Annotated in this window: 9 protein-coding genes and 1 pseudogene; 6 read left to right on the plus strand and 4 right to left on the minus strand. The window is 66.4% G+C overall.

Translation table 11 applies throughout. The annotated features are described in order from the left end of the window. The first annotated feature begins 128 nt into the window (after positions 1 to 128). Genes carA through greA form a run of 3 tightly spaced genes read left to right on the plus strand, consistent with a single transcriptional unit; the run spans position 129 to position 4,956 of the window. Positions 129 to 1,256 (plus strand): glutamine-hydrolyzing carbamoyl-phosphate synthase small subunit, encoded by a 1,128-nt coding sequence (gene carA, locus LQ771_RS05805; RefSeq protein WP_231351416.1) that lies wholly within the window; start codon positions 129 to 131, stop codon positions 1,254 to 1,256. After that, complete coding sequence (gene carB, locus LQ771_RS05810; RefSeq protein WP_231351417.1) at positions 1,256 to 4,483, plus strand: carbamoyl-phosphate synthase large subunit; 3,228 nt, start codon at positions 1,256 to 1,258, stop codon at positions 4,481 to 4,483. The genes carA and carB overlap by 1 nt, the downstream gene beginning before the upstream one ends. Further along, the gene (gene greA, locus LQ771_RS05815; protein ID WP_231351418.1) at positions 4,480 to 4,956 is read left to right on the plus strand and encodes a transcription elongation factor GreA; all 477 of its coding nucleotides are present in this window, start codon (positions 4,480 to 4,482) and stop codon (positions 4,954 to 4,956) included. Before carB ends, greA begins: the two co-directional genes overlap by 4 nt. A 170-nt stretch (positions 4,957 to 5,126) precedes the next feature. On the opposite strand, the gene ykgO is transcribed toward greA, so the two are convergent. The 4 genes and pseudogenes from ykgO to LQ771_RS05835 all read right to left on the minus strand — a co-directional run bounded on the left by ykgO (position 5,127) and on the right by LQ771_RS05835 (position 8,415). Next, entirely contained in the window at positions 5,127 to 5,252 is a 126-nt protein-coding gene (gene ykgO / locus LQ771_RS05820; RefSeq protein WP_008215056.1) for a type B 50S ribosomal protein L36, read from the minus strand. Between the two features lie 64 nt (positions 5,253 to 5,316). Further along, positions 5,317 to 6,225, minus strand: a complete 909-nt coding sequence (locus LQ771_RS05825) for a LysR substrate-binding domain-containing protein (protein WP_231351419.1) — start codon at positions 6,223 to 6,225, stop codon at positions 5,317 to 5,319. A 210-nt stretch (positions 6,226 to 6,435) separates the two neighbouring features. Further along, a pseudogene (locus LQ771_RS05830) lies at positions 6,436 to 8,024 on the minus strand (FAD-dependent oxidoreductase). 133 nt (positions 8,025 to 8,157) lie between these two features. Continuing rightward, on the minus strand, positions 8,158 to 8,415 hold the full coding sequence (locus LQ771_RS05835) for an acyl-CoA-binding protein (RefSeq protein WP_231351420.1): 258 nt from the start codon (positions 8,413 to 8,415) through the stop codon (positions 8,158 to 8,160). Positions 8,416 to 8,513: 98 nt separating this feature from the next. Between LQ771_RS05835 and cmk the strand changes: the two genes are divergently transcribed. The 3 genes from cmk to LQ771_RS05850 all read left to right on the plus strand — a co-directional run bounded on the left by cmk (position 8,514) and on the right by LQ771_RS05850 (position 11,449). Next, positions 8,514 to 9,194, plus strand: coding sequence for a (d)CMP kinase (gene cmk / locus LQ771_RS05840; RefSeq protein WP_231351421.1), 681 nt, complete (start codon positions 8,514 to 8,516; stop codon positions 9,192 to 9,194). 186 nt (positions 9,195 to 9,380) lie between these two features. Next, positions 9,381 to 11,054: a 30S ribosomal protein S1 gene (rpsA, locus tag LQ771_RS05845; protein WP_231351422.1), complete on the plus strand. Its 1,674-nt coding sequence runs from the start codon at positions 9,381 to 9,383 to the stop codon at positions 11,052 to 11,054. 86 nt (positions 11,055 to 11,140) lie between these two features. Beyond that, positions 11,141 to 11,449: an integration host factor subunit beta gene (locus tag LQ771_RS05850; RefSeq protein WP_231351423.1), complete on the plus strand. Its 309-nt coding sequence runs from the start codon at positions 11,141 to 11,143 to the stop codon at positions 11,447 to 11,449.

The following is an 11,449-nucleotide window of genomic DNA, read 5'->3' on the forward strand; positions in this document are numbered from 1 at the left end:
CCGCGCGCGGTGGACAGGATCGGCCCTCGCGCCTATCATTGCGTCCCGCCCGTGACTTCTTCCGACCCAAGGTCCACAAGCCTGCTTGCAGCGGCTTGCGGACTTTGCTGCACCTAAAGGCGGCCCCCATGCCCATTTCCGCTCTGCTTGCCCTCGAAGATGGCAGCGTGTTCCACGGCCACGCCGTGGGCGCGACTGGCGAAACCGTCGGCGAGGTGGTTTTCAATACGGCGATGACGGGCTATCAGGAGATCCTCACCGATCCCTCCTATGCTCGCCAGATCGTCACCCTGACCTATCCGCACGTCGGCAATACCGGCGTCAACGCGGCCGACGCCGAGTCCACCCGCGTACAGGCTGCCGGCCTGATCGTGCGCGACGTGCCGCGCCGCCCGAGTAACTGGCGCAGCACCGAAAGCCTGCCCGAGTATCTGGCGCGCCAGAACATCGTGGCGATTGCCGGCATCGATACCCGCCGGCTCACGCGCATCCTGCGAGACAAGGGCGCGTTGAACGGCTGCATCCTGGCTGGCGATGGCATCGACGCCGAAGCGGCGCTGGCCAAGTCACGCGCTTTCCCGGGTCTCGACGGCATGGACCTGGCCAAGGTGGTCAGCGTGCGCGAGCCCTACCGCTGGACCGAGGGCGTGTACGACCTCGACCGCGCCTCCTTCACCCAGCCGGGCGGCCGCTACAAGGTCGTGGCCTACGACTACGGCACCAAGCTCAACATCCTGCGGCTGCTCGCCAGCCATGGCTGCGACATCACCGTGGTGCCGGCGCAGACACCCGCTGCCGAGGTGCTGGCGATGAAGCCCGATGGCGTGTTCCTGTCCAACGGGCCGGGCGATCCGGCCGCGTGCGACTACGCCATCGCGGCGACCAAGACATTTCTGGAGGCGAGGATCCCGCTGTTCGGCATCTGCCTGGGCCACCAGCTGATGGGCCTCGCGCTTGGCGCGAAGACCCTGAAGATGAAGTTCGGCCACCATGGCGCGAACCATCCGGTGAAGGACCACGACGACGGCCGCGTGCTGATCACCAGCCAGAACCATGGTTTCGCGGTGGATCCCGGCACGCTGCCGGCCAACGTGCGCGTCACCCACACTTCGTTGTTCGACGGTTCGCTGCAGGGCTTCGCGCTCACCGACCGCCCGGCGTTCTGTTTCCAGGGCCATCCGGAAGCGGCGCCCGGCCCGCATGACGTCGGCTATCTCTTCGCGCGCTTCGCGCAGCTCATGCAGGAGGCCCGCTAATGCCCAAGCGCACCGACATCAAGAGCGTGCTGATCATCGGCGCCGGCCCGATCGTGATCGGCCAGGCCTGCGAGTTCGACTACTCCGGCGCGCAGGCGTGCAAGGCGCTGCGGGAGGAGGGCTACCGGGTGATCCTGGTCAACTCCAACCCGGCCACGATCATGACCGACCCGGAGATGGCCGACGCGGTCTACATCGAGCCGATCAACTGGCAGACCGTCGAGCGCATCATCGCCAAGGAAAAACCCGACGCGGTGCTGCCGACCATGGGCGGCCAGACCGCGCTCAACTGCGCGCTGGACCTGGCCGACCACGGCGTGCTGGACAAATACGGCGTCGAGCTGATCGGCGCCTCGCGCGACGCCATCCGCATGGCCGAGGACCGCGAGCTGTTCAAGCAGGCCATGGCGGAGATCGACCTGGATTGCCCGAAGGCGGAAGTGGCCCGCAGCTACGAGCAGGCGGTCGATATCCAGACGCGGGTCGGTTTCCCGACCATCATCCGCCCGAGCTTTACGCTCGGCGGCTCCGGCGGCGGCATCGCCTACAACGTCGAGGAGTTCGAGGAGATCGTCAAGCGCGGTCTCGAGCTCTCGCCCGTACACGAGGTGCTGGTCGAGGAATCGGTGCTCGGCTGGAAGGAATTCGAGATGGAAGTGGTCCGCGATCATGCGGACAACTGCATCATCGTCTGCTCGATCGAGAACCTCGATCCGATGGGCGTGCATACCGGCGACTCGATCACCGTGGCGCCGGCGCAGACGCTCACCGACAAGGAGTACCAGCGCCTGCGCGACGCTTCCATCGCGGTGCTGCGCAAGATCGGCGTGGACACCGGCGGTTCCAACGTGCAGTTCGGCATCAATGCCGAGAACGGCCGCGTGGTGGTGATCGAGATGAACCCGCGCGTGTCGCGCTCCTCGGCGCTGGCCTCCAAGGCCACCGGCTTCCCGATCGCCAAGGTCGCGGCCAAGCTGGCGGTGGGCTACACGCTGGACGAGCTGAAGAACGACATCACCGGCGGCCTGACGCCGGCATCGTTCGAGCCGACCATCGACTATGTGGTCACCAAGATCCCGCGCTTCGCCTTCGAGAAGTTCCCGTCGGCCGACGCGCGCCTGACCACCCAGATGAAATCGGTGGGGGAGGTGATGGCGATGGGCCGCACTTTCCACGAGTCGCTGCAGAAGGCGCTGCGCGGGCTGGAGATCGGCAAGACGGGCCTCAATCCCACCGGCCTGGACCTGACCAGCGCCGAGGGGCTGGCCACGATCCGGCGCGAGCTGCGCGAGCCGCGTCCCGAGCGCGTGTTCTACGTGGCCGACGCCTTCCGGGCGGGCCTGTCGCTGGAAGAAATCCACGACTGCAGCCGCATCGATCCGTGGTTCCTGGCTGCCTTCGAGGACATCGTCCTGACCGAGAAGGAGGTCAAGGCGCAGGGCCTGACCGCGCTCAACGCCCCGCGCATCCGCGAGTTGAAGCGCATGGGTTTCGCCGACGCGCGCATCGCCCAGTTGCTCAACACCGACGAGGCGGCCGTGCGCCACCTCCGCCATACGCTGGGCGTGCGCCCGGTGTACAAGCGCGTGGACTCCTGCGCGGCGGAGTTCGCCACCAGCACCGCCTACATGTACTCGACCTATGAGGAAGAGTGCGAGGCCAACCCGTCCGATCGGGAGAAGATCGTGGTGCTCGGCGGCGGTCCGAACCGCATCGGCCAGGGCATCGAGTTCGACTACTGCTGCGTGCACGCGGCGCTGGCGCTGCGCGAGGACGGGTTCGAGACCATCATGGTCAACTGCAACCCGGAAACCGTTTCGACCGACTACGACACCTCCGACCGCCTGTATTTCGAGCCGCTGACGCTCGAGGACGTGCTCGAGATCGTGGAACTGGAGAAGCCCAGGGGCGTGATCGTGCAGTACGGCGGACAGACGCCGCTCAAGCTCGCGCGCGCGCTGGAGGCGGCCGGTGTGCCGGTGATCGGTACCTCGCCCGACTCCATCGACCTGGCCGAGGACCGCGAGCGCTTCCAGCAGATGATCCACAAGCTGGGCCTGCGCCAGCCGCCCAACCGCACCGCGCGCAACGCCGACGAAGCGCTGGCGCTGGCGCGCGAGATCGGCTATCCGATGGTGGTGCGCCCGAGCTACGTGCTGGGTGGCAGGGCGATGGAAGTGGTCTACGACGACGCCGACCTCTCGCGCTACATCCGCGAGGCGGTGCAGGTCTCCAATGATTCGCCGGTGCTGCTGGACCGCTTCCTCGACCATGCGGTCGAGGTTGACGTGGACATCATCGCCGATGCCGAAGGCAACGTGCTGGTCGGTGGGATCATGGAGCACATCGAGGAGGCTGGCGTGCACTCGGGCGACTCGTCCTGCTCGCTGCCGCCGTACTCGCTCTCGCCCGAAATCCAGGATGAACTGCGCCGCCAGGTCGCGGCGATGGCCAAGGAACTGAAGGTCATCGGCCTGATGAACACCCAGTTCGCGATCCAGGGCGAGACCGTCTACATCCTCGAAGTGAATCCGCGCGCCTCGCGTACGGTCCCGTTCGTCTCCAAGGCGACGGGGGTGCCGCTGGCAAAGATCGCGGCGCGCTGCATGGCTGGCCGCACGCTGGCCAGCCAGGGTGCGACACGGGAGGTCATCCCCGATTACTTCTCGGTGAAGGAGGCGATCTTCCCGTTCCTGAAGTTCCAGAACGTGGACCCGATCCTCGGTCCCGAGATGCGCTCGACCGGCGAAGTGATGGGCATCGGTCGCAAGTTCGGCGCCGCCTTCGCGCGCGGCCACGAAGCGGCGGGGATCAAGGCACCGGCCAAGGGCAAGATGTTCCTGTCGGTGCGTGACGCCGACAAGGAGCGCCTGTTGCCGGTCGCGAAGGATGGACTGGCGCGGGGCTTCAGCCTGGTCGCCACCGGCGGCACGGCAGCCTTCCTCAACGCCCACGGCGTGCCGTGCGAGCGCATCAACAAGGTGCTGGAGGGCCGGCCGCATATCGTCGACCTGATCAAGAACGGCGAGATCGTGTATATCGTCAATACGACCGAGGGCAAGCAAGCCATCGCCGACTCGTTCTCGATCCGGCGCGAGGCCCTGCAGCACCGGGTCACTTATTCCACCACCGTCGCAGGCGCGCGTGCGCTCGTCCACTCGCTGGATTTCCACGGCGAGGCGGACGTGCACAGCCTGCAGGAACTGCACAAGGAGCTGAGCGCATGAGTCGCGCCCCCATGACCAAGGCCGGTTCGGAGCGCCTGCGCGGCGAGCTCGATCGCCTCAAATCGGTCGAGCGTCCGCGCATCATCGCGGCGATCGCCGAGGCCCGTGCCCATGGCGATCTGAAGGAAAACGCCGAGTATCACGCCGCGCGCGAGCAGCAGAGCTTCATCGAAGGCCGCATTGCCGAGCTGGAAGCCTCGTTGTCCACCGCCGAAGTTATCGATGTGTCGCGACTCGGTGCCGGCAGCAAGGTGGTGTTCGGCGCCACCGTGGACCTGGAGGACGAGGACTCCGGCGACGCGGTGACCTACCAGATCGTGGGCGACCTTGAGGCAGACATCAAGCAGCGGCTGATCGCCGTGTCTTCGCCGATTGCCCGTGCGCTGATCGGCAAGAGCGAAGGCGACAGTTTCGAGTTCAAGGCGCCCAACGGCGTCAAGCACTACGAGATCACCGGCGTCCGCTACGAGTAAAGTGGCGCGCGTTCGTAGGAGCCCACTTGTGGGCGATGCTCTTGCCCTGGACGCATCGCACAAAAGCATCGCCCACAAGTGGGCTCCTACAGGGGTGTTGTGGCCTTGGCCGGAAGGCAGGCAACAAAAAAGGCCGCATTGAGCGGCCTTTTTGCGTCAACCCGGACGGTTCAGCGCTGGCGCGCCTTGAAACGCGGGTTGCTCTTGCAGATCACGAAGACCTTGCCGCGACGGCGCACGACCTTGCAGTCACGGTGCCGCTGCTTGGCGGACTTCAAAGAGGAAAGCACCTTCACGGCCAGCTCCTGGAAACAATTCGGGAAAATTCAAGCCGCCAAGTTTAGCCACAGTCTGCCGGCTTCACAAGTCCACGTCCTCCACGCCCTTGACGATCTGCAGGAACTTGGCCAGCACCGGAGAGGGGTTGTCCCTGCGGCTGGCGACCGCCAGCAGCAGGTAGGCATCAGGGTCTTCCAGCGAGACGTAGCTGACGCCCCCCAGCTGTACCGCGCGCATGCTGGCCGGAACCAGCGCCAGCCCGATGCCGGCGGCGACCAGCGCCAGCAGGCCATTGATCTGCTGGGCCTGCTGGCCGATCAGCGGATGGAAGCCCGCCTTGCCCGCCAGTTGCACGAGGCGGTCGTAGAGGGTCGCGGCCAGTTCCCGGGGCTGGCTGACAAACACCTCGTTGGCCAGTGCGCCGAACTGCACGCTGTCCTTGCCCGACAGCGGATGGCCGCAGGGCACGGCCAGGACCAGCGGTTCATAGTCGATCACATCGATTCGCAACGTACGGGCGTCGGACTCGTGGCGCGGCTCGTCACGCACGAAGCCGACGTCGATCTGGTCGCCGCGCAATGCGGTGAACTGCGGCTCGCTGTACATCTCCTGCAACTGCATGCGCACCTTCGGGACATGCTGGCGGAAGCGCAGCAGGGTCTGCGGCAGTGCCCGGTGGAAGGTGACCGAGATCGTGTAGGCCAGCCGCAGCGATCCGCTGAAGCCTGCCGCCGCGTCGCTGACGCTGGCGCGGGTCTGTTCGGCCTGGGCCAGGATCTGCCGTGCCTGCTCCAGCAGGATGCGTCCGGGCCCGGTCAGGGCGACGTTGCGCTTGTCCCGATCGAACAGGCGGGTGCCCAGGTCCTGCTCCAGCGCCTGGATCTGCTGCGACAGCGGGGGCTGGGAAATGTGCAGGCGCTGGGCTGCCCGGGTGAAGCTCAATTCTTCGGCGACGGCCACGAAATAGCGGAGCTGGCGGAAGTCGAACATAGTCGGCCATCGAATAAGTAATGGGCCAAATATATATTGGAAGAATGTTTGTGACGAGGGTATCGTTTGCCCCGTCCCGCCACCTTCCCCCTCCCCCCAGGTGGCGGTGACCCTCGCTCCGCAGCGACGCTATCCCCGCGGTCCCGGTCCTCCTCCCCCAGAGCCGGCACCGACGCGTCGTTCGCGGAGCGCTTTCTTTTTCCGCTTTCGCTAAAGCGCCGCGGCCAATCGCGTGCCCTGGGCGATCGCCCGCTTCGCGTCGAGTTCGGCCGCCACGTCGGCGCCGCCGATGACGTGTGGCTTGAGACCTGCCGCAAGCAGGGCGTCGGCCAGGCCCCGGGCGGGTTCCTGGCCCGCACAGACCACCACGTTGTCGACCGGCAGCACTTGCGGCTGGCCGGCCACCCGCAGGTGCAGGCCGGCGCCGTCGAAGCGCTCGTACTGCACGCCGCCAAGCATCTGCACTCGATGGGCCTTGAGCGTGGCCCGGTGCACCCAGCCGGTGGTCTTGTTGAGACGGGCGCCGGGACGGCCTTCGGTTCGTTGCAACAGCCAGACCTGCCGCGCGGGCGGCTCGGGCGTAGGGGAAACCAGCCCTCCGCGGGCCGCGAGCGTGCGGTCCACGCCCCAGGCTTGCGCCCAGCGGACAGGATCCAGCGTGGGGGAGGGTGGCTGCTCGGCCAGAAATTCGGCCACATCGAAGCCGATGCCGCCCGCGCCGATGATGGCCACCCGCGGACCCACCGGACGATCGTGGGCGAGCACGTCCAGGTAGCCGAGCACGCGCGGGTCGTCGCTGCCGGGAAAGCGGATCTGCCGCGGCGCGACGCCGGTGGCGACCACGATTTCGTCGAAGGCGCGCAGCACCTCCACGTCCGCACGCCGGCCCAGTCGCTGTTCCACGCCCAGTTCGGCCAGGCGATGACGGTAGTAGCGCAGCGTCTCGTGGAACTCTTCCTTGCCTGGAATGCGCTTGGCGTAATTGAACTGGCCGCCGATGTCGCTTGCCTGCTCGAACAGCGTCACCGCGTGGCCACGTTCTGCCAGCGTGGTCGCACAGGCCAGACCGGCCGGGCCGGCGCCGACCACGGCGACGCGCTTGCGCGGCGTGGCCGGCGCAAGGACCAGTTCGGTCTCGTGACAGGCGCGCGGATTGACCAGGCAACTGGCGCGCTTGTTCTGGAACACGTGGTCGAGGCAGGCCTGGTTGCAGGCGATACAGGTATTGATGGCGGCGTCGCAGCCGGAACGTGCCTTGACCGCCCAGTCCGGGTCGGCCAGGAATGGGCGGGCCATCGAGACCATGTCCGCCTCGCCGGCGACCAGCACGCGCTCGGCCACTTCGGGCATGTTGATGCGGTTGGTGGCCACCAGCGGCACGCCGACCTCGCCCTTTGGGCGGAGAGGGCGCGCGGCGTGAACGGCGTGATCGGCGACTTGAGCCTCGAAGGCGCCACCGACAGCGGGTGGTAGCCGTAACGGCCTGCGTGCAGGATCTGCATGCAGATGTGCCCGCCCTCGGTATGCACCGCGCGGGTGATCTTGCGATGCCGGGCTACGTGCCAAGGCATCGACAGGCGGCCACCGAACGGTTTCAGCCAGCCTTCGATGCTGGGTGCGATGCCGCCCGTCACCATCAGCCCCACACCACCCCGCGCGCGTTCGGCGAAGTAGGCCGCGAGCTTGTCGTAATCGGTCGCGCGATCTTCCAGCCCCGTATGCATCGAACCCATCAGGATGCGATTGGGCAAGGTGACGTGGCCCAGGTCCAGCGGGGCGAACAGGTGCGGGTAATGCATGCCGGCGTCCATTCAAACGATCGTATGAATGTGCCGGGTGGGCGCGACGAAAGCAAGCCGCGACCGGGGCCGTCGCAGTCGGCCGATCCGGTATGCGGGTGACAGGCGGGTCGGTCTGAAGCGACCTGGCGGCTTACGCCAGCAACTGGCGAACCAGGGTGATGTAGCGGCGCATGGCTTCTTCCCGCGAGACGCCGGCCAGCTGTGCCCAGGCCTCGTGTTTGGCTGTCCCCACGAAATCGAAGAAGCCGGGGGGACGGGCCTGGATGTCGCCCAGCGAGCCCTGCTTGTACAGGGCGTAGAGCCTGAGCAGGGTGTCGTTGTCGGGACGGGTGCCAAGCCGTTTGACGTCCCCGGCGGCCTGCTCGAATTCACGGCGAAGATCGATCATGGAAAAGGCACGGCGACGACGGTGCGCGGCTAGATAGCACGCACCCCGGGGGTGGTCAACGCGCTACCATGGCGTTTTGCCGATCCCAAGGGAGCCCCATGATCCGCACGCAGCCGGTCCCTGTCCTCACCATCGACGGGCCGTCCGGATCGGGCAAAGGCACTATCAGCCGGTTGGTCGCCGAGCATCTGGGCTGGCGCCTGCTCGACTCGGGTGCGCTGTACCGGGCGGTCGGTTACGCGGCCGGCGCCGAAGGGCTGGACCTGTCCGATGCCGAGGCGGTGACCCGTTGCGCCCAGGCCACGAAGATCCGCTTCCAGGCGGCTGCCGACGGTGGGGACACACGGGTGATCGTCAACGGCCACGACGCCACCGACGAGCTGCGCACCGAAACCGCCGGCGCAGCGGCCTCGGCGATCGCCTCGATCCCGTCGGTGCGGCAGGCCCTGGTCGACCTTCAACTGGGCTTCCGGAAAGCTCCGGGCCTGGTTGCCGACGGGCGCGACATGGGCACGGTGATCTTTCCGGACGCGCCGTTCAAGGTGTTCCTCACCGCCAGTGCCGCCGAGCGGGCGAAAAGGCGCTATAAGCAGTTGAAGGAAAAGGGACTGAACGTTACACTTGCAGCTCTTCAGCGCGAGATCGAGGCTCGCGACGAACGCGATGCGTCGCGTACGGTCGCCCCGCTTCGCCCGGCCGAGGATGCGGTTCTGGTGGATACCACCGGCATGCCCATCGAGGACGTCGTCGCGAAAGTGTTCGCCGTCGTGCGGCCCTGATAAGGCTGTACGCGGCTTTAGGTGCCTCCGCCGCGGCGGGGGTTTTGGTCAACGGTGCCGACAGGGCGGTCCGTCACAGGGCGCGTTTTCTGCGACACCCACAACCGGTGGGCCGGTTAGCCCGTGCGCATTTCATCCGACGGCGCGCACAGGGGGCTACGGCCTTTTCTCATTTCTGGAATCAACATGACTGAAAGTTTTGCCGAGCTGTTTGAACAGAGCCAGCAGGCCATCGCCAAGCTGAAGCCGGGTGCCATCGTCACCGGCATCGTTGTGGAAATCCGCAACGACGTCGTCGTGATCAACGCCGGCCTCAAGAGCGAAGGCATCGTCCCGATCGAGCAGTTCAAGGACGAAGAGGGCACGCTGGAAGTGCAGGTGGGCGACGAGGTTAAGGTTGCCCTCGACGCCCTCGAAGACGGCTTCGGCGAGACCAAGCTCTCCCGCGAGAAGGCCAAGCGTTCGATGGTCTGGGACGACCTCGAGCAGGCTTTCGACAAGGAAGAGACCATCACCGGCAAGATCTCCGGCAAGGTCAAGGGCGGCTTCACCGTCGACATCAAGGACGTCCGCGCGTTCCTGCCGGGCTCGCTGGTCGACGTGCGCCCGGTCCGTGATCCGGTGTACCTCGAGGGCAAGGACCTCGAGTTCAAGATCATCAAGCTGGACCGCAAGCGCAACAACGTGGTGGTCAGCCGCCGCGCCGTCGTCGAGACCGAGTTCTCCGAGGAGCGCGAGAAGCTGCTGGAACGCCTGACCGAGGGCGCGGTGGTCAAGGGCACGGTCAAGAACCTCACCGACTACGGCGCGTTCGTGGACCTGGGCGGCATCGACGGCCTGCTGCACATCACCGACATGGCCTGGAAGCGCGTGCGCCATCCGTCCGAAGTCGTCAACGTCGGCGACGAGCTGGACGTGCGCGTGCTCAAGTACGACCGCGAGCGCAACCGCGTGTCGCTGGGCCTCAAGCAGCTGGGCGACGATCCGTGGGTCGCCATCGCGCGTCGCTACCCGGTGGGCAGCCGCATCTTCGGCAAGGTCTCCAACGTCACCGATTACGGCTGCTTCGTCGAGATCGAGCCGGGCGTCGAGGGCCTGGTCCACGTGTCCGAGATGGACTGGACCAACAAGAACGTCAATCCGGCCAAGGTGGTGCAGGTCGGCGACGAGACCGAAGTGATGGTGCTGGACGTGGATGAAGAGCGTCGCCGCATCTCGCTGGGCATCAAGCAGACGCGCTCCAATCCGTGGGAAGCGTTCGCCGCCATGCACAAGAAGAACGACAAGGTGTCCGGCCAGATCAAGTCGATCACCGACTTCGGCATCTTCATCGGCCTGGAAGGCGGCATCGACGGCCTGGTGCACCTGTCCGACATCTCCTGGCAGGCTTCCGGCGAAGACCTCGTGCGCAACTTCAAGAAGGGTGACGAGATCGAGGCGGTGGTGCTGGCGGTCGATCCGGAGCGCGAGCGCATCTCGCTCGGCATCAAGCAGATGGAGCAGGATCCGTTCGGCCAGTTCATGGCCAACAACCCGCGCGGCACGATCGTCAACGGCACCGTCAAGGAAGTGGACGCCAAGGGTGCGGTGATCGACCTGGGCGAGGGCGTGGAAGGTTACCTGCGCGCCAACGACATCGCCAAGGAGCGCGTCGAGGATGCCACCCAGTACCTGAAGGTGGGCGACAAGGTCGAAGCCAAGTTCACCGGCATGGACCGCAAGGGCCGCCAGCTGGCGCTCTCGATCCGCGCCAAGGACGAGGAAGACCTGCACGACGCGATGGCCGAGTACGGCTCCGCGGCCGGCGGTACCACCAAGCTGGGTGCGCTGCTCAAGGAGCAGCTCAACAAGTCCGAGTAATTCCTTTAGGATTACAATGACTTGAGTGCGAAGCGGGGCGGCCCAGGGTCGCCCCGCCGTTTGAACGTCACGGACATTGGGGACCCATGACCAAATCCGAACTGATCGAGGCGCTGGCCAGGCGCCAGACCCACCTCGCGTTCAGCGACGTGGAGCTCGCGGTCAAGAGCGTGATCGAGCAGATGAGCCACGCCCTGGCACAGGGCGAGCGCATCGAGGTCCGCGGCTTCGGCAGCTTCGCGCTTCACTATCGGCCGCCGCGCATGGGGCGCAACCCCAAGACCGGCGACGCGGTGGCTCTGCCGGGCAAGCACGTGCCGCACTTCAAGCCAGGCAAGGAGTTGCGCGAGCGGGTGAATCTCTCGCTGCAGGCCGAGGAAACCGAAGTGGCCTGA

The organism is Frateuria soli, from assembly GCF_021117385.1.
In the GTDB taxonomy this organism is placed as follows: Bacteria; Pseudomonadota; Gammaproteobacteria; order Xanthomonadales; family Rhodanobacteraceae; genus Frateuria_A; species Frateuria_A soli.